Raw genomic sequence first — 17,730 nt, 5'->3', positions numbered from 1 at the left:
GGGGCGCTCTCAGACGTTGAAGCCGAGGGCACGCAACTGCTCGCGGCCGTCGTCGGTGATCTTGTCCGGTCCCCACGGCGGCATCCAGACCCAGTTGATGCGGTGGGACGCGACGATGTCGGAGAGGGCCTGGTCCATCTGGTCCTCGATGACGTCCGTCAGCGGGCAGGCGGCCGACGTCAGCGTCATGTCGATGACCGCGTGGTTCTGCGGGTCGACGGTGACGCCGTAGACGAGCCCGAGGTCCACGACGTTGATGCCGAGCTCGGGGTCGACGACGTCGTGCATGGCCTCTTCGACGTCGGCGACGTCCGTCGGGGTGGGCTGGGTGGGTGGAGTGGTCATCGGGTCCTCCTGGTGGGCCCGCCGCCGGTGGGCCGGCGGCGCTGGTGCGGTGGTGGTTCTACGGGGTCGTGGGCTTCGGCCCGGCCGTCACGTCGGCGCCCGCGCGTGCGAGCGCATCGGTGAGGGCCGACCACGGCAGGAGCGCGCACTTGACGCGGGCCGGGTACTTCGCGACGCCGGCGAGGGCGACGCCGTCGCCCACGACCTCCTCGTCGCCCGGGTCCTGGCCGCGGCTCGTGAGCATCGTCTTCATCGCGCCGTACGTGCCGAGCACGTCGGCCAACGGATGACCGATCGCCTCCTGCGCGAGGATCGACGCCGACGCCACCGAGATCGAGCACCCGATCGCGTCGTACGAGACGTCGGCGACGACGGCGTCGGGGCCCGTTCCCGCGTTCGGGTCGAGGCGCACGCGCAGGGTCACCTCGTCGCCGCAGGTCGTGTTGACGTGGTGGGTCTGGGCGTCGAACGGTTCGCGCAGGCCGGCGTGCTGCGGCCGCTTGCTGTGGTCGAGGATGAGCTCCTGGTAGAGGTCCATCAGGCGCTCGCCGCCTCGAGGCCGAAGACGGCCGGCACCCGGTCGAGCGCCGCGAGGAAGGCGTCGATCTCACCGATCGTCGTGTAGACCGAGAAGCTCACGCGCGTCGTGGCGACGACGCGGAGGAACCGGTGCAGGGGCCACGCGCAGTGGTGCCCGGTGCGCACGGCGACCCCGGAGTCGTCGAGGATCTGCCCCACGTCGTGCGGGTGGACCCCGTCGACGGTGAAGGAGACGGCCCCCACGCGTCGGTCCGGATCCGTCGGCCCGACGACGGTGACCCACGGACGCTTCGCGAGCTCCGCGAGCGTGTGGGCCACGAGGTCGTGGTCGTGGGCCGCGACCCGCTCCATGCCGATCGCGGAGAGGTAGTCGCAGGCCGCGGCGAGCCCGACCGCCTGCGCGGTCATCGGCACCCCGGCCTCGAAGCGCTGCGGCGGCGCGGCGTACGTCGAGCTCTCGATGCGGACGAGCTCGATCATCGAGCCGCCGGTCACGTAGGGCGGCAGGGCCTCGAGCAGCTCGTAGCGCCCCCACAGGACGCCCACGCCGCTCGGGCCGAGCAGCTTGTGACCGGTGAAGGCGAGCAGGTCGACCCCCAGCTGCGTCACGTCGACCGGCAGGTGCGGGACCGACTGGCAGGCGTCGAGGACGGTGAGGGCGCCGACGGCCCGCGCCTTGGCGACGATCGTCGGGACGTCGTTGAGCGTCCCCAGCACGTTGCTCACGTGCGTGAACGCGAGCACCTTCGTCGCCTCGCCGAGCACGGCGTCGAGGCCGGCCAGGTCGAGCTCCCCGTCGTCGGTCACGTCGACCCAGCGCAGGGTCGCGCCGGTGCGTCGGCACAGCTCCTGCCACGGGACGAGGTTGGCGTGGTGCTCCATCTGGGTGACGACGATCTCGTCGCCCGGGCCGATCGTCAGCCGCGCGGCGAGCTCGGGGTCGACCCCGTCGAGGGCCCCGGGCGCCGACGCGTTGCTCAGCGCGTACGCGACGAGGTTGAGCGCGTCGGTGCCGTTGCGGGTGAAGACGACCTCGCGGGCGGGCGCCCCGATGAACCGTGCGACGGTCTCGCGGGCTCCCTCGTAGGCGTCGGTCGCCTCCTCGGCGAGGAGGTGGGCGCCCCGGTGGACGGCGGCGTTGTGTTGCTCGTAGAAGTCGCGTTCGGCGTCGAGGACGACGCGCGGCTTCTGCGACGTGGCGCCGGAGTCGAGGTAGACGAGGGGCGCGTCGTGGCGCACGCGCCGCGACAGGATCGGGAAGTCCGCGCGGAGGCGGGCCAGTTCGGCGTCCGTGAACGTGGCGGACATCGCGTACCTCCTGGCTGGGCGGTGGACAGTGGTGCCGGCGGCGGGGTGGGAGCCAGCGGTGCGGAGGTCGGCGGACGGTCGCGTCCGCCGACCTCGCCCCCGATCAGGCCGTGGCGGCCGAGGTGAAGCGGTCGTACCCCTCGGCCTCGAGGCGGTCGGCGAGCTCGGGACCGCCCTCCTGCGCGACGCGGCCGTCGACGAAGACGTGGACGAAGTCGGGCTTGATGTAGCGCAGGATGCGCGTGTAGTGCGTGATGAGGAGCACGCCCAGGTCGTCGGTCTCCTTCGCGCGGTTGACGCCGTCGGAGACGACGCGCAGCGCGTCGATGTCGAGGCCCGAGTCCGTCTCGTCGAGGATGGCCATCTTCGGGTGGAGCAGCTCGAGCTGGAGGATCTCGTGGCGCTTCTTCTCGCCACCGGAGAAGCCGGCGTTGACGTCGCGCTCCGCGAACGAGGGGTCCATCTTCAGGTCCGCCATGGCGTTCTTGACGTCCTTGACCCAGGTGCGCAGCTTGGGGGCCTCGCCGTCGATGGCCGTCTTGGCGGTGCGCAGGAAGTTGCTCACCGAGACGCCGGGGACCTCGACCGGGTACTGCATCGCGAGGAACAGCCCGGCCTGGGCGCGCTCGTCGACACTCATCGCGAGCACGTCGGCGCCGTCGAGGGTGATGCTGCCCTGGGTGACGGTGTACTTGGGGTGGCCGGCGATGCTGTAGGCCAGCGTCGACTTGCCGGAGCCGTTGGGACCCATGATGGCGTGGGTCTGGCCCGAGGAGATGACGAGGTCGACACCCCGGAGGATCTCCTTGGGGCCGTTCTCGGTCTGGACGTCGACGTGCAGGTTCTCGATCTTCAACGTGGACATGGGCGCTCAGCTCTCTGTCGTCGGGGAGAGCGAGACGTAGACGTCGTCGCCCTCGATCTTCACGGGGTACACGGCGATGGGGGTGATCGCCGGCGGGGTCAGGGGCCGGCCGGAGCGAAGGTCGAACTGTGAGCCGTGCAGCCAGCACTCGAGCGTGCAGCCGTCGACCTCGCCCTCGGAGAGGCTGACGGCGCCGTGGCTGCACGTGTCGGACACGGCGAAGACCTCGCCCTTGCCGTCGCTCTCGTCCGTGCGGACGATGGCGAGCATCTCGCCGCCGACCTCCGCCTGGGCGGCCTGGCCGGGCGTGAGGTCGCTCAGGGCGCACACTCGCTCGAAGCCCGCCGGGGCGCCGGCGGTCTCGACCGCGCTCACGACGTCGCCGGGACCGGCTCGGCGGCGGTCGCGTCGGTCACGACGTCGGCGAGGGCGCCCGTGCCGACCGGGCCCATCGAGAGCGCGAGCTCGGCGTCGATGGCCTCCATGAGGTGCTCGACGACGTCGGGCACGCCGATGCGCGCGACCACGTCGGCGAAGAAGCCGCGGACGACGAGTCGGCGGGCCTCCTCCTCGGGGATGCCCCGCGCCTGCAGGTAGAACAGCTGCTCGTCGTCGAAGCGTCCGGTGGCCGACGCGTGCCCCGCGCCCTCGATCTGGCCCGTCTCGATCTCGAGATTGGGGACGGAGTCGGCGCGGGCGCCTTCGGTGAGGACGAGGTTGCGGTTGAGCTCGTACGTCTGGGTGCCCTCCGCGGCCGCGCGGATGAGGACGTCGCCGACCCACACCGTGTGGGCCGTCTCGCCCTGCAGCGCGCCCTTGTACTCGACGTTGGAGGAGCACCGGGGCGCCTCGTGGTCGACGAACAGGCGGTGCTCGAGGTCCTGGCCGGCGTCGGCGAAGTAGACGCCGAGGCCGTCGAACGAGCCGCCGGGCCCCGCGTACTCCGTGTTCGTGCAGACCCGCACGACGCGGCCGCCGAGGGTGACGGCGATGTGGCGCACGGACGCGTCACGCCCCACCGTCACGTCCTGCTGGGTGAGGTGCAGCGCGTCGTCGTCCCACTCCTGGAGGGTCACGAGCGTGAGGTCGCTGCCGTCGCCGGTGACGACCGAGACGAGCTCGGAGACCGCGCCGGAGCCGGCGTGCGAGAGCACGACCGTCGCGCGGCTGTGGCGCCCGGTGGTGAGGACGAGGTGCCCGAACGCCGCCTGACCCGCGATCCCCCGCAGGTCGATGCGCACGGGCTCGTCGATCTCGGCGTCCGCCGGCACGTCGACGTGCAGCGCCCCGCCCGAGCGGGCGTGCGCCAGCGCGGCCGGCCGGTCGGCCGGGGGCATCGGGGAGAGCTCGCGCGCCTCGGCCGCACCGATCTCGCGGGCGCTCACCCCCGCCGGCAGCCGCGTCGACCACGTGAGGTCGCCGCCGGCGCCCGTGTCGGCGAGCAGCACCCCGAGGCGGTCGACGGGCGTGAAGCGCCACTCCTCCTCCCGCCCCGTCGGGACGGGGAAGTCGGCGGCGTCGAACGATCGGCGACGCTCGCCGCGGGAGGTGTCGGGCACGACCTGGGTCGTCGTCTCGGCCTCCGGGCGGCCCCCCGGCACGCCGAGCAGCGCCTTGTCGTCCTCGCTGACCGGCACTCCGGTCGAGGTCTCCTTCTGCACGAGCGGCATCAGCCGACGGCTCCTTCCATCTGCAGTTCGATGAGGCGGTTGAGCTCGAGCGCGTACTCCATGGGCAGCTCGCGCGCGATGGGCTCGACGAACCCGCGCACGATCATCGCCATCGCCTCGTCCTCGCTCATGCCGCGCGACATGAGGTAGAAGAGCTGGTCGTCGCTCACCTTGGAGACCGTGGCCTCGTGCCCCATCTGCACGTCGTCCTCGCGGACGTCGACGTAGGGGTAGGTGTCGGAGCGGCTGATGTTGTCGACGAGCAGCGCGTCGCAACGCACGGTCGACTTGCTGTCGTGCGCACCCTCCATGACCTGCACGAGGCCGCGGTAGGAGGTACGACCGCCGCCGCGGGCGACGGACTTGGAGATGATCGAGCTGCTGGTGTGCGGCGCGGCGTGCACCATCTTGGCGCCCGCGTCCTGGTGCTGGCCCTCGCCGGCGAAGGCGATGGACAGGGTCTCGCCCTTGGCGTGCTCGCCGAGGAGGAAGACGGCCGGGTACTTCATCGTCACCTTGGAGCCGATGTTGCCGTCGACCCATTCCATCGTCGCGCCCTCGGCGCACGTCGCGCGCTTGGTGACGAGGTTGTACACGTTGTTCGACCAGTTCTGGATCGTCGTGTAGCGCACGCGGGCGTTCTTCTTGACGACGATCTCGACGACCGCGGAGTGCAGCGAGTCCGACTTGTAGATCGGCGCCGTGCAGCCCTCGACGTAGTGCACGTAGCTGCCCTCGTCGGCGATGATGAGCGTCCGCTCGAACTGGCCCATGTTCTCGGTGTTGATCCGGAAGTAGGCCTGCAGCGGGATGTCCACATGGACGCCCGGCGGGACGTAGATGAACGAGCCGCCCGACCACACCGCGGTGTTGAGCGCGGCGAACTTGTTGTCCCCGGCGGGGATGACGGAGCCGAAGTACTCGCGGAAGAGGTCCTCGTGCTCGCGCAGGCCCGTGTCGGTGTCGACGAAGATGACGCCCTTCTCCTCCAGGTCCTCGCGGATCTGGTGGTAGACGACCTCCGACTCGTACTGCGCGGCGACGCCGGCGACGAGGCGCTGCTTCTCGGCCTCGGGGATGCCGAGGCGGTCGTAGGTCGCCTTGATGTCCTCGGGCAGGTCCTCCCAGGACGTCGCCTGCTTCTCGGTCGACTTCACGAAGTACTTGATGTTCTGGAAGTCGATGCCCGACAGGTCGGAGCCCCAGCTCGGCATGGGTTTCTTGTCGAACAGCCGCAGCGCCTTGGCGCGCAGCTTGGCCATCCACTCCGGCTCCGACTTGCGTCCGGAGATGTCGTCGACGGTCGCCTGGGACAGCCCGCGCTTCGCGGAGGCGCCCGCGACGTCGCTGTCGGCCCAGCCGTACTCGTAACGGCCGAGATCCTTCAGGCCCGGGTTGAGCTCTTCGATGGTGCTCATCGCGGCGTCCTTTCCTTCGAACGGTGCTGATCGTGCTCACGGGACACGGCGGCGGCGCCGTGCGTGCTCGGGTCCGGTCGGGGTGGACCCTCGCGGGCAGCGGCGGGCCCGGGGCCCGGCCGCGCGTCGTGCGGTCTCGTCCCGAGATCCGGGACGAAGGTCGTGCACACGTGCTCGCCGCCCGCCAGCGTGGCGAGGCGCTGCACGTGGACTCCGAGGAGCCGGGCGAAGGCGTCGGTCTCCGCCTCGCAGAACTGGGGGAACTCCGCCGCGACGCGCTGCACCGGGCAGTGCCCCTGACACAGTTGAACACCGCCGTGGGCGGGGTCCATTCCGGCGCCCGGGCCCCGGACCGAGCGGGCCGAGGCGGCGAACCCGTCCGCGGCCAACGCCGCGGCCAGCGCCTCGACCCGGGCGCGCAGGTCGGGCCCGGCGGCGTCGACGACCTCGACGTAGCGGCGCTCGAGCCCCGCGAAACGCTCACGCGCGAAGGCGTCGACGGCCTCGGGGCCGGCGTGGTCGGACAGGAAGCGCAGGGCCGCGAGAGCGACGCCGGCGTAGTCGGACTCGAGCCTGCGGTGTCCGTGCTCGGTGACGACGAAGAAGCGCGCGGGCCGCCCCCGGCCACGGGGGCCGACGGGGCCCTCGCCGGCGGCGATGTCGCCCACCTCGACGAGGTGCTCGAGGTGCCGGCGCACGGCCGTGGGCGTGAGGTCGAGCAGCTCGGCCAGCGTGGCGGCCGTGACGGGGCCGTACTCCGAGACGTAGGCGAGCACGCGGTCACGCGTGCGGGCGTCGTGGACGGGAGCGTCCGCCGGGGCACCGACCGCCCCGGGCACGCCCGTCACCGGACCGCCCATCACGTCGCCGTCGAAAATCACAACACCATTGTTGCTTAATTGGTCGGAGGCTCACCAGCAAGGGGAGCCTAACGTGTCGAACGTCCGTCCGATGAGCTCCCCGGGTGTCGCTGCGACGCCGTGCCCTGGAGATCCGTGTGGCACGCCTCGGTGCCCCTGGATTCGGTGCCACCGGTGCGACGTGGTGCTCATCGCCGCCACCGGAGGTCGCCGGCGTGCTCCCGGCCCGGCCGGCCCGACGACCCGCGGCAGTGAGTGTCGCTAGGTTGGTGGGATGACGCCCCGCGTGCGCTCCGCGGTTGTCCGCGGCACGGTCCTGAGTGTGGCCTTCTTCGTCATCCGAGTGCTCCTGCTGCTCTGGCCCGGGCGCACTCCCGAGCCTCTGACGCGGACCGTTCTCACGGCGGTGGTCGTCGGCGTGCTGTGGGGGATCGTCTCGTGGCTCCTCTGGCCGCGAGAGCAGCGCCGGCTCTCGGAGCGCGGCGACGCCCGACGCTGAGGACGGACTGCAACGGCGCCGACCCGCGACGCAGGACGCGTCCGGTGGTCCGGAACCAGACCCCGTCGGGTCCTCGGCCCTCGCCGGGGCATTGCGGGCCACGCCCTAGACTCGCTGACCGTGACCTCCCCCGTCGTCGTCGAGTCCCTCGTCAAGGGCTTCGGCGGCGTGCGTGCGGTCGACGGGATGTCGTGGTCGGCGCCCCCCGGCGCCGTGACGGCCGTCCTCGGCCCCAACGGGGCGGGCAAGACGACGACGATCGCGTGCCTCGAGGGCCTGCTGCGTCCCGACTCCGGTCGGGTGCGCGTCCTCGGCGCCGACCCGTGGCGCGCCGACGCCGCCCACCGCGCCCGGGTCGGGGTCATGCTCCAGGACGCCGGCCTCGTCAACACGTCCCGCCCGGTGCGTCTGCTGCGGCACCTCGCCGCCCTCTACGACTCGCCCACCGACGTCGACGAGCTCGTCGAGACCCTCGGCATCGCGGCCTTCGCGGGGACGACGATCCGCCGGCTCTCCGGCGGCCAGAAGCAGCGCGTCGCCCTCGCGGCGGCGTTGCTCGGACGCCCCGAGGTCGCGTTCCTCGACGAGCCCTCCGCCGGCCTCGACCCGCACGCGCGTCTCGACGTGTGGGCCCTCCTGCGGCGCACCCGGGAGGCGGGCGCGACGGTCGTCGTCTCGACCCACTCGTTCGAGGAGGCGGAACGCCTCGCCGACCACGTGGTCATCGTCGCCGGCGGGCGGGCCGTGGCCGAGGGGACCCCGTCCGACATCGCCGGCGAGGCCGGCCTCGAGGCCACGTACTTCGCCCTGACGTCCCCCGAGGCGGCCCGGTGAGCGCGGGGTCCGCGGCGACTCCGCGCCCCCGCCCCGCCCCTCGGCCCGTCCCCCGGCCGGCGGGCGCGCTCGCCCGGGCGGGCGCCCAGGCCCGCTTCGAGACGGGCATCCTCCTGCGCAACGGCGAACAGCTCCTCGTCGCGCTCGTCCTCCCGGTCCTCGCGCTCGTCGGGCTCACCCTCGCCCCGTTCCCCGACCTCGGCTCGGGGGTGGCGCGCATCGACGTGGTCGCCCCCGGCACGCTGGCCCTCGCCGTCATCTCCACGGCCTTCACCGGTCAGGCCATCTCGACCGGTTTCGATCGTCGGTACGGCGTGCTGCGCCTGCTCGGCGTCACCCCCCTCGGCCCGCGCGCGATGCTGGCCGGGAAGGTCCTCGCCGTTCTCGCCGTCGAGGCCGTCCAGGTCGTCGTCATCGCGGGCGTGGCGCTGGCCCTGGGGTGGAGCCCCGCCCTGGCCGGGCTTCCCGCGGCGCTGGTGTTCGGCCTCCTCGGCACGTGGGCGTTCGTCGCCCTCGCGCTCCTGCTCGCGGGCACACTCCGCGCCGAGGCGGTCCTCGCGCTCGCGAACCTCGTCTGGGTGCTGCTGCTCGCGCTCGGTGGGGTCCTCGTCCCACCCGAGACCCTGCCCGGAGGGTGGTCGGGCCTCGCGCGCCTCCTCCCCTCCGGGGCGCTCGCCGACGGTCTGCGCGCCGCCCTCGGCGCAGGCACGGTCGATCTCGTCGCGCTGCTCGTCCTCCTCGGTTGGGGCGGACTCGCGTCCCTCGCCGCGGCCCGCCTGTTCCGCTGGTCCGACTGAGTCCGTCCGCGACCGGGCCGGACGCGGCGGCGCCTGCGGCCCGCAGGGTCCCGAGGGCAGGACCGTAGACTGAGGCCCGTGCGTGACGACCCCTCCCACTCCCCCGACCACCGCGGACCGACCACGGCGACCGACTCCCCGTCGGGCACGTCGAGCATGTCGAGCGCGGCGCACGCGGCCCCCGACGTGCGCAGCGATCCGGCGCTCCCCCGCTGGGTGACCTGGGCGTTCGTCGTCAACCTCGTCGTCGAGATCGGCATCGTCGTCACCGGCGGCCTCGTGCGTCTGACCGGATCCGGCCTGGGGTGCCCGACCTGGCCCCAGTGCACCCCGGGGCGCTACACGCCGGTCGTCAAGGAGGCCACGAGCTACCACATCTTCGTCGAGTTCGGGAACCGGCTGCTCACGTTCGTCCTGGTCGCAGCCGCCGCGGCCGTGGTCCTCGCGATCCTGCGCCACCTGCGGCACCGCCGCGGTTTCCTGCTGCCCGCCGCGGCGCTCGTGCTCGGCATCGTCGCCCAGGCCGTCATCGGGGGCATCTCCGTGCGGGTCGACCTGCACCCCGCCTGGGTCCTCTCCCACTTCCTCGTCTCGGCGCTGCTCATCGCGCTGTCCGTCTACCTGCTCGTCCGGCTGAACGAGGGCGACGGCCCGGCCGTGCCCCTCGTCCCCGACGTCGTGCGGGCGCTGGCGATGGTCACCGCCGCCGTGGGCGCGGTCGTCGTCGTGCTCGGGACCGTGGTGACCGGGTCCGGGCCCCACTCGGGTGACGCCGAGAAGCCCATGCGCCTCGGCTTCGCCGTCAAGGACGTCGCGTGGCTGCACGCCGACGCGGTCCTGCTCTTCGTCGGCCTCACCGTCGCGGTGTGGCTGGCCGCGCGGCTCACCTCGACCGCCCGCCGCCCCCGGCGTGCCTGGGAGCTGCTCGGGGCCCTCACCGTCGTCCAGGGCGTCGTCGGGTACACGCAGTTCGCGCTCGGTGTGCCCGAGGCGCTCGTCCTCGTCCACATGCTCCTGGCCGCCCTGTTCGTGGCGGCCCTGACGAACGCGGTCCTCGCCCTCCGGCACCGGCACCACGCCTGATCCGCCGCTGCCCGGCGACCTTCGGTCCGGCAGGGCGCCGCCGGCCCGCCCGGTACCCCACCCCCACGCGACGCGACGGCCTCCCCGGGTATCCGGGGAGGCCGTCGTCGTGTCCGGCCGGCCGGGACCAGCCCGGGACGGGGTGGGCTCAGAAGGGCAGCGGCAGGTGCAGCAGCGGGTCGAGCGCGACGGCCACGAACAGCAGCGTCAGGTAGCTGATCGAGTAGTGGAACAACCGCATGGGCCGCAGCGAGGCCAGCGTGGTGTTCTCGGGGGCGCAGGCACGGCGCAGGAGCCGGTGCGCCTCGAGGAGGAAGACCGCGCCCGAGACGAGCGCCGCGACGAGGTAGATCCACCCCATGTCGGCGACGGGCACGAGGGCGAGCGAGACCACCACGGTCGCCCACGCGTACGCGACCACCTGGCGCGCCACGGTCACGTCCTGCGCGACGACGGGCAGCATCGGGACGCCGGCAGCGGCGTAGTCGTCCTTGAACCGCATCGACAGCGGCCAGTAGTGCGGCGGCGTCCACAGGAAGACGACGAGGAAGAGGACGACGGCGGCCCAGTCGAGCCGGTTCGTCACGGCCGACCAGCCGATGAGCACGGGGAAGCAGCCGGCGATCCCACCCCAGACGATGTTCTGGGAGGTCCGACGCTTGAGGACCATCGTGTAGAAGACGACGTAGAGGAAGATCGCCCCGAGCGACAGGCCCGCGGAGAGCCAGTTGACGGCGAACCCCAGCAGGAGCACCGACGCGACGCCGAGCACGATCCCGAACGCGAGGGCGCGCCCCGGGGAGATGACCCCGGTGGCGAGGGGACGGTTCTCCGTCCGGTGCATGAGCCGGTCGATGTCGCGGTCGAGGTAGCAGTTGAGCGTGTTGGCGCTCGCCGCCGACAGGGTGCCCCCGACGAGGGTGGCGAGGATGAGCCCCACCGGCGGGACCCCGCGCTGCGCGAGAAACATGACCGGGAAGGTCGTGACGAGGAGCAACTCGATGATCCGCGGCTTGGTGAGCGAGACGTAGTCCGCGAGCGTCGCCGACCGGGCCGACGCGTCGAGCTCGGGCGCGCTCGTCCGGCGGGGGTGGAGTGCAGTCACGATGTCCTTTGCGGGGTTCTCGTCCAGCGGTCGTCGGCGTCGCCGACGGCGGGAGGCCCGGCGTCGCTGGTGACCGGCCGACGCTCCCACCCGCAGTCTACGGGGCGGAGGCGCCGAAACGGGGGCGGCCCCAGCTCGCGACGCCTCGACCACGCGTTAGGCTCGAAGTGAGAGTTCTGGGTGTGACGCGGATCATGCCGCGCGACGATCGCGCGGCCCGCACGTCCATTCAGCTTCGTCCAGGTCGCGCCCGGTCGGGCGCGGGCCCGCACAGCGAGAAGGAGTCGTGACCAGCGTGTCAGACACGTCCCCCAGCACGAAGGCATCGCAGGGCGCACGCCGGCGTTCCGTCACCGCGCCGAAGGCCGACCAGGTCGGTTGGACCGATCTCGACGTCCGCGCCGTCGACACGGTCCGCGTCCTCGCGGCCGACGCCGTCCAGAAGACCGGCAACGGCCACCCCGGCACCGCGATCAGCCTCGCGCCCCTGGCCTACCTGCTCTACCAGAACGTCATCGATCACGACGTCCAGGACCCGCACTGGCTCGGCCGTGACCGGTTCGTCCTCTCGGCGGGCCACTCGAGCCTGACCCAGTACATCCAGCTCTACTTCGACGGCCTCCTCGAGAAGTCCGACATCGAGTCGCTGCGCACGTTCGGCAGCAAGACCCCCGGCCACCCGGAGGTGCACCACACCGAGGGCGTCGACCTGACGACGGGCCCGCTCGGCTCGGGCGTCGCGACCGGCATCGGCATGGCGATGGCCCAGCGCCGCCAGCGCGGCATGTTCGACCCCGACGCCGCCCGCGGCGAGTCCGTCTTCGACCACCACGTCTACATCATCGCCGGCGACGGCTGCATGATGGAGGGCGTCGCGAGCGAGGCGAGCTCGCTGGCCGGCACGCAGAACCTCGGCAACGTGACGATGTTCTACGACCAGAACCAGATCTCCATCGAGGACGACACCGACGTCTCGTTCAGCGAGGACGTCGCGAAGCGCTACGAGGCCTACGGCTGGGACGTGCGCGTCGTCGAGTGGCGCACGAAGCACGGCGTCCGCGACGAGGACTACGTCGAGGACGTCGACGCGCTCTTCGCCGCGATCGAGGAGGGCAAGAAGGTCACCGACAAGCCGACCCTCATCATGGTGCGCACCGTCATCGCGTGGCCCTCCCCGAAGAAGCAGGGCACCGGCAAGGCCCACGGCTCCGCGCTCGGCGACGACGAGATCAAGGCCATGAAGGAGCTCATCGGCTTCGACCCCGAGAAGAACTTCGAGGTCGCCGACGACGTCATCACCCACGTGCGCGACAGCCGCCGCGAGAAGAGCGCGACGGCCCGCGCCGCGTGGGACCAGAAGTTCGCGGCCTGGGAGAAGGCGAACCCGCAGCAGAGCAAGCTGCTCGCCCGCGTCCGCGACCACGGCCTGCCCGAGGGCTTCGACGAGGCCTTCCCCACCTGGGACGCCGACCCCAAGGGCATCGCGACCCGTGCCGCGAGCGGCAAGGTGCTCACCGCCCTCGCCGACGTCATGCCCGAGCTGTGGGGCGGCTCGGCCGACCTCGCGGAGTCGAACAACACGACGATGGGCGGCCAGCCGAGCTTCATCCCCGCCGAGCGGCAGACGAGCGAGTGGCAGGGCAACCCCTACGGGCGCACGCTGCACTTCGGCGTCCGCGAGAACGCCATGGGCATGATCGTCAACGGCATCGCCCTCGAGGGGCTGACGCGGCCCTACGGCGGCACGTTCCTCGTCTTCTCCGACTACATGCGCCCCGCGGTGCGCCTCGGCGCGATCCAGGAGTGCGACGCCATCTACGTGTGGACGCACGACTCCATCGGCCTCGGCGAGGACGGCCCCACGCACCAGCCCATCGAGCAGCTCGCCTCCCTGCGCGCGATCCCGGGCCTCGACGTCGTCCGCCCGGCCGACGCCAACGAGACCGCCCAGGCGTGGAAGTCGATCCTGTCCCGCCACGGACGCCCGACGGGGATGGCGCTGAGCCGTCAGGCCCTGCCCGTCTTCGACCGCACCGAGATGGGAGCGGTCGAGGGGGTCGACAAGGGCGCGTACGTGCTCGTCGAGGGCTCGAAGCCGACCCCCGACGTCATCCTCGTGGCCACCGGCTCGGAGGTGTCGATCGCCGTCGAGGCCGCGAAGACGCTCGAGTCCGAGGGGACCGCCGCCCGCGTCGTCTCCATGCCGTGCATGGAGTGGTTCGCGGAGCAGGACGACGCGTACCAGGAGCGGGTGCTCCCCAAGGCCGTCAAGGCCCGCGTCAGCGTCGAGGCCGGCGTGCCCATGTGCTGGCGCGACATCGTCGGCGACGCCGGGAAGATGGTCTCGATCGACCACTTCGGCGCGTCCGCCGACGGCAAGAAGCTGTTCGAGGAGTTCGGCTTCACCCCCGACAACGTCGTCGCCGAGGCCAAGAAGTCACTCGCCGCAGCCGCCGGCGAGTCCGTGCCCGGTGGGGACGGCCCGACGGCCGGAACCGCCTCCTTCGAAGAAGGGAACTGAACATGGCCGCCAACCCGAATCTCGACGCCCTGGCCGAGGCCGGCGTCTCCGTCTGGCTCGACGATCTCAACCGCCCGATGATCACCGAGGGCAAGCTGCAGTCGCTGCTCGACGAGAAGGGCGTCGTCGGCGTGACGACCAACCCGACGATCTTCGCGACGGCGCTCTCCGAGGGCGAGGCCTACAACGACCAGGTGGCCGAGCTCGCGAAGGGCGGTGCCGACGTCGAGGAGGCCGTCTTCGCCATCACCACCGAGGACGTCCGCAACGCGTGCGACGTCCTGCGGCCGGTCTTCGACCGCACCGACGGTGCGGACGGGCGGGTCTCGATCGAGGTCGACCCCCGCATGGCCAAGGACACCGCGGCCACGGCCGACATGGCCAAGAAGCTGTGGACCACGGTGGACCGCCCCAACGTCATGATCAAGATCCCCGCGACCGTCGAGGGTCTGCCGGCCATCGCGGAGGCGATCTCCGAGGGCATCAACGTCAACGTCACCCTCATCTTCAGCCTCGACCGCTACCGGGGCGTCATGAACGCCTACCTCACCGGCCTCGAGCAGGCTCGCGAGAAGGGCGTCGACCTGAGCACGATCCACTCGGTCGCGTCGTTCTTCGTCTCCCGCGTGGACGGCGAGATCGACAAGCGTCTGGAGAAGATCGGCACCCCCGAGGCCCTCGAGCTGCGCGGCAAGGCCGGCGTCGCCAACGCGCGCCTCGCCTACCAGGCGTACGAGGAGGTCTTCTCGACCCCGCGCTGGGCCAACCTCGCGGACGACGGCGCGCACAAGCAGCGTCCGCTGTGGGCCTCCACCGGGGTGAAGAACCCCGACTACCCCGACACGATGTACGTCGTCGACCTCGTCGCGCCGAACACGGTCAACACGATGCCGGGCAAGACGCTCGACGCGGTGGCCGACCACGGCCAGGTGCGCGGCGACGCGGTCACGGGCGAGTACGAGTCGGCCAAGGCCGTGCTCGACGACCTCGAGCGCGTCGGCGTCTCCTACGGCGACGTCGTCGAGTTCCTCGAGAAGGACGGGCTCGACAAGTTCGACAAGTCCTGGGCCGAGCTGCTCGAGACCGTTCAGGGCGAGCTCTCCAAGGCTGCTACCGCGTGAGCCCCGCACGGGTGAGCGCGACGCACAATCCGCTTCGCGATCCGCGGGACAAGCGTCTCCCGCGGATCGCGGGGCCGTGCGGAATGGTCATGTTCGGGGTCACCGGCGACCTCGCCCGGAAGAAGCTCATGCCGGCCATCTACGACCTGGCCAACCGCGGCCTGTTGCCGTCCGGTTTCTCCCTCGTCGGCTTCGCCCGCCGCGAGTGGGCGGACCAGGACTTCAGCAAGATCGTGTACGACTCGATCCGCGAGCACGCCCGGACCCCGTTCCGGGAGGAGGTGTGGCGCCAGCTCGCCGAGGGCCTGCGTTTCGTGCCCGGAGCCTTCGACGACGACGACGCGTTCGACCTGCTCGCCGAAACGGTGCGCTCGCTCGACGAGGAGCGGGGCACCGGGGGCAACCACGCCTTCTACCTCTCGATCCCGCCCGGGTCCTTCGCGCTCGTCTGCCGCCAGCTGGAACGCAGCGGCCTGACGCGCTCGGAGGGCGACGCGTGGCGACGCGTCGTCATCGAGAAGCCGTTCGGGCACGACCTCGAGTCGGCCCGCGAGCTCAACGACGTGGTCGAGAGCGTCTTCCCCCCGGACTCGGTGTTCCGCATCGACCACTACCTGGGCAAGGAGACGGTGCAGAACCTGCTCGCCCTGCGGTTCGCGAACACCATGTACGAGCCCCTGTGGAACGCGAACTACGTCGACCACGTGCAGATCACCATGGCCGAGGACATCGGCATCGGGGGTCGCGCGGGGTACTACGACGGCATCGGCGCCGCCCGCGACGTCATCCAGAACCACCTCCTGCAGCTCCTCGCCCTCACGGCCATGGAGGAGCCGGTCGCCTTCGACGCGACCAACCTCCGGGCCGAGAAGGAGAAGGTCCTCTCGGCGGTCCGGCTCGGCGGCTCCGTGGCCGAGGCCACGGCACGCGGCCGGTACTCCGCCGGGTGGCAGGGCGGCGAGAAGGTAGAGGGCTACCTCGACGAGTCGGGGGTGCCCGCCGACTCGACGACGGAGACCTACGCGGCCCTCAAGCTCGAGGTCGAGACCCGCCGCTGGGCCGGGGTCCCGTTCTACCTCCGCACCGGCAAGCGGCTCGCCAAGCGGGTGACGGAGATCGCGGTCGTCTTCAAGCAGGCCCCACACCTGCCCTTCAGCGACACCGCCACCGAGGAGCTCGGCGCCAACGCCATCGTCATCCGGGTGCAGCCCGACGAGGGCGTGACCATGCGCTTCGGCGCCAAGGTGCCCGGCGCGGCCCTCGAGGTCCGCGACGTGACGATGGACTTCGGCTACGGCCGGGCGTTCACGGAGTCGAGCCCCGAGGCGTACGAGCGACTCATCCTCGACGTCCTCCTCGGCGACCCGCCGCTGTTCCCGCGCCACGAAGAGGTGGAGCTGTCCTGGCAGATCCTCGACCCGGTCACCCGGGCGTGGGCCCGCCAGGCCACGGCGCCGCAGGACTACCCGGCCGGCGGCTGGGGTCCGGAGTGCGCCGACGACATGCTCGCCCGCGACGGACGCCAGTGGAGGATGCCGTGATCGTCGACCTGCCCGACACCAGCGTTCGCGCGGTGTCCAAGAAACTCGTCGCCCTGCGCGACGACGTCGGCGCGATGGCGCTGGGTCGCGTCCTGACCCTCGTCGCCGTCGTCGACGAGGCGCACGTGGGCTCGGCGCTCGACGTCGCGAGCGCCGCCACGCGGCAGCACCCCAGCCGGATCGTCATGCTCGTCACGGGCAACCGGCGCGGCGCCGACCGGATCGACGCGCAGATCCGGGTGGGCGGCGACGCGGGGGCGAGCGAGATCGTCGTCATGCGCCTGTACGGCGAGCTGACGCGCCACGGGGCCTCCGTCGCCCTGCCGTTGCTGCTCGCCGACTCCCCCGTCGTGGCCTGGTGGCCGAACGAGGCACCGAAGGATGTCGCGAGCGACCCGGTGGGGGTACTGGCGCAGCGGCGCATCACGGATGCGGAGCACAGCCCGAACCCGATCAAGACGATCGCGGGCCGCGCCAAGTCCTACGCCGACGGCGACACGGACCTCACGTGGACCCGCACCACGAAGTGGCGCGGCCTGCTCGCCGCGGCCCTCGACCAGCCGCCGTTCCAGTCGGTCACCGCGGTCACCGTCGCGGGTGGCCTCGACTCGGCCGCCACCGATCTACTGGCCGGCTGGCTCGGCGCCTACCTCGACGTGCCCGTCACCCGGGCGCGCACGCCCGCGGGCACGGGCATCGTCAGCGTGCGGCTCGAACGCGAGTCGGGGCCGATCGACCTGGTCCGCCCGGAAGAGAACATCGCGACCTTCGCGATGCCCGGCCAGCAGGTCCGCCGGCTGGCCCTCCCGCGCCGCCAGGACGCCGAGTGCCTCGCCGACGAGCTCGCCCGGCTCGATCCCGACGAGGTGTACGAGCGCAGCCTCATCACGGGGCTCGCGCTCTTGTCGCCGAAGCGGTCGATGACGGCGGGTGACGCCGCGGCGAAGGGGCTCGCCCCCTCCGTCGACGAGGCGCGTCGGGCGTCCGAACAGGTCCGTCGCGCGATGGGCTCGCGCGGCAGCGCCACGATGGTCACGCGGGAGACCCCGGCCGACGACGCGACGTCCGAGGGGGTCCACGAGCTGGCCGAGGAACGCCTCGAGGAGGTCCGCGAGGACCGGGAGGGCTAGCGACCCACCGGCCCCGGGAACACCGAACGGGCGGAGGATCCCTGGCGGGGATCCTCCGCCCGTTCGTGTTGCGCCCGCTGCTGCCTGACGCCT

General features: G+C 72.1%; 17 protein-coding genes. 8 read left to right on the top strand and 9 right to left on the bottom strand.

The window, feature by feature from the left end; genetic code table 11:
- Nucleotides 1–9: 9 nt before the first annotated feature.
- From ICW24_RS13265 to ICW24_RS13230, 8 genes are all read right to left on the bottom strand, one after another.
- Entirely contained in the window at nt 10–345 is a 336-nt protein-coding gene (locus ICW24_RS13265) for a metal-sulfur cluster assembly factor (protein WP_226346191.1), read from the bottom strand.
- Nucleotides 346–403: 58 nt separating this feature from the next.
- Nucleotides 404–883, bottom strand: coding sequence for a Fe-S cluster assembly sulfur transfer protein SufU (gene sufU, locus ICW24_RS13260; RefSeq protein WP_226346190.1), 480 nt, complete (start codon nt 881–883; stop codon nt 404–406).
- The gene (locus ICW24_RS13255) at nt 883–2,193 is read right to left on the bottom strand and encodes an aminotransferase class V-fold PLP-dependent enzyme (protein ID WP_226346189.1); all 1,311 of its coding nucleotides are present in this window, start codon (nt 2,191–2,193) and stop codon (nt 883–885) included. Before ICW24_RS13255 ends, sufU begins: the two co-directional genes overlap by 1 nt.
- Nucleotides 2,194–2,296: 103 nt before the next feature.
- Nucleotides 2,297–3,058, bottom strand: a complete 762-nt coding sequence (gene sufC / locus ICW24_RS13250; RefSeq protein WP_226346188.1) for a Fe-S cluster assembly ATPase SufC — start codon at nt 3,056–3,058, stop codon at nt 2,297–2,299.
- A gap of 6 nt (nt 3,059–3,064) precedes the next feature.
- Entirely contained in the window at nt 3,065–3,433 is a 369-nt protein-coding gene (locus ICW24_RS13245) for a non-heme iron oxygenase ferredoxin subunit (RefSeq protein ID WP_226346187.1), read from the bottom strand.
- The gene (sufD, locus tag ICW24_RS13240) at nt 3,430–4,728 is read right to left on the bottom strand and encodes a Fe-S cluster assembly protein SufD (RefSeq protein ID WP_226346186.1); all 1,299 of its coding nucleotides are present in this window, start codon (nt 4,726–4,728) and stop codon (nt 3,430–3,432) included. Before sufD ends, ICW24_RS13245 begins: the two co-directional genes overlap by 4 nt.
- Nucleotides 4,728–6,146: a Fe-S cluster assembly protein SufB gene (gene sufB, locus ICW24_RS13235; protein WP_226346185.1), complete on the bottom strand. Its 1,419-nt coding sequence runs from the start codon at nt 6,144–6,146 to the stop codon at nt 4,728–4,730. The genes sufD and sufB overlap by 1 nt, the downstream gene beginning before the upstream one ends.
- The gene (locus tag ICW24_RS13230) at nt 6,143–7,027 is read right to left on the bottom strand and encodes a helix-turn-helix transcriptional regulator (RefSeq protein ID WP_307781343.1); all 885 of its coding nucleotides are present in this window, start codon (nt 7,025–7,027) and stop codon (nt 6,143–6,145) included. The genes sufB and ICW24_RS13230 overlap by 4 nt, the downstream gene beginning before the upstream one ends.
- 253 nt (nt 7,028–7,280) lie before the next feature.
- Here ICW24_RS13230 and ICW24_RS13225 point away from each other — a divergent pair, with 253 nt between their 5' ends.
- The 4 genes from ICW24_RS13225 (at nt 7,281) to ICW24_RS13210 (ending at nt 10,219) form a co-directional block, all read left to right on the top strand.
- Nucleotides 7,281–7,505: a hypothetical protein gene (locus ICW24_RS13225; protein WP_226346184.1), complete on the top strand. Its 225-nt coding sequence runs from the start codon at nt 7,281–7,283 to the stop codon at nt 7,503–7,505.
- 120 nt (nt 7,506–7,625) lie between these two features.
- Entirely contained in the window at nt 7,626–8,339 is a 714-nt protein-coding gene (locus tag ICW24_RS13220) for an ABC transporter ATP-binding protein (RefSeq protein WP_226346183.1), read from the top strand.
- Complete coding sequence (locus ICW24_RS13215) at nt 8,336–9,136, top strand: ABC transporter permease (RefSeq protein WP_372360655.1); 801 nt, start codon at nt 8,336–8,338, stop codon at nt 9,134–9,136. Before ICW24_RS13220 ends, ICW24_RS13215 begins: the two co-directional genes overlap by 4 nt.
- 78 nt (nt 9,137–9,214) lie before the next feature.
- Nucleotides 9,215–10,219, top strand: a complete 1,005-nt coding sequence (locus ICW24_RS13210; protein ID WP_226346182.1) for a COX15/CtaA family protein — start codon at nt 9,215–9,217, stop codon at nt 10,217–10,219.
- A 148-nt stretch (nt 10,220–10,367) separates the two neighbouring features.
- Here the strand turns inward: ICW24_RS13210 and ICW24_RS13205 are convergent, their stop codons facing one another.
- Nucleotides 10,368–11,324 (bottom strand): heme o synthase, encoded by a 957-nt coding sequence (locus ICW24_RS13205; protein ID WP_226346181.1) that lies wholly within the window; start codon nt 11,322–11,324, stop codon nt 10,368–10,370.
- Between the two features lie 286 nt (nt 11,325–11,610).
- Between ICW24_RS13205 and tkt the strand changes: the two genes are divergently transcribed.
- From tkt to ICW24_RS13185, 4 genes are read left to right on the top strand one after another with little or no spacing between them, the layout of a single operon-like run.
- Nucleotides 11,611–13,845 carry a transketolase gene (gene tkt / locus ICW24_RS13200; protein WP_226346180.1) on the top strand — a complete coding sequence of 745 codons (2,235 nt, stop codon included), beginning with the start codon at nt 11,611–11,613 and terminating at the stop codon, nt 13,843–13,845.
- Nucleotides 13,846–13,847: 2 nt separating this feature from the next.
- Nucleotides 13,848–14,966: a transaldolase gene (tal, locus tag ICW24_RS13195; protein ID WP_226346179.1), complete on the top strand. Its 1,119-nt coding sequence runs from the start codon at nt 13,848–13,850 to the stop codon at nt 14,964–14,966.
- Nucleotides 14,963–16,507, top strand: a complete 1,545-nt coding sequence (zwf, locus tag ICW24_RS13190; RefSeq protein WP_226346178.1) for a glucose-6-phosphate dehydrogenase — start codon at nt 14,963–14,965, stop codon at nt 16,505–16,507. The genes tal and zwf overlap by 4 nt, the downstream gene beginning before the upstream one ends.
- Nucleotides 16,504–17,637 (top strand): glucose-6-phosphate dehydrogenase assembly protein OpcA, encoded by a 1,134-nt coding sequence (locus tag ICW24_RS13185; protein ID WP_226346177.1) that lies wholly within the window; start codon nt 16,504–16,506, stop codon nt 17,635–17,637. Before zwf ends, ICW24_RS13185 begins: the two co-directional genes overlap by 4 nt.
- Nucleotides 17,638–17,730: the final 93 nt, after the last annotated feature.

It is taken from the genome of Agilicoccus flavus (assembly GCF_014857905.1).
Classification (GTDB): Bacteria; Actinomycetota; Actinomycetes; order Actinomycetales; family Dermatophilaceae; genus Agilicoccus; species Agilicoccus flavus.
The sequence above is the reverse complement of the archived record's forward strand: the minus strand, read 5'-3'. Positions and strand labels throughout refer to the sequence as shown.

Coding starts and splice junctions, on each gene's coding strand:
- sufB (WP_226346185.1), bottom strand. CDS start 6,146: ATGAGCACCATCGAAGAGCTCAACCCGGGCCTGAAGGATCTCGGCCGT.
- ICW24_RS13255 (WP_226346189.1), bottom strand. CDS start 2,193: ATGTCCGCCACGTTCACGGACGCCGAACTGGCCCGCCTCCGCGCGGAC.
- sufC (WP_226346188.1), bottom strand. CDS start 3,058: ATGTCCACGTTGAAGATCGAGAACCTGCACGTCGACGTCCAGACCGAG.
- sufU (WP_226346190.1), bottom strand. CDS start 883: ATGGACCTCTACCAGGAGCTCATCCTCGACCACAGCAAGCGGCCGCAG.
- tal (WP_226346179.1), top strand. CDS start 13,848: ATGGCCGCCAACCCGAATCTCGACGCCCTGGCCGAGGCCGGCGTCTCC.
- ICW24_RS13225 (WP_226346184.1), top strand. CDS start 7,281: ATGACGCCCCGCGTGCGCTCCGCGGTTGTCCGCGGCACGGTCCTGAGT.
- sufD (WP_226346186.1), bottom strand. CDS start 4,728: ATGCCGCTCGTGCAGAAGGAGACCTCGACCGGAGTGCCGGTCAGCGAG.
- ICW24_RS13265 (WP_226346191.1), bottom strand. CDS start 345: ATGACCACTCCACCCACCCAGCCCACCCCGACGGACGTCGCCGACGTC.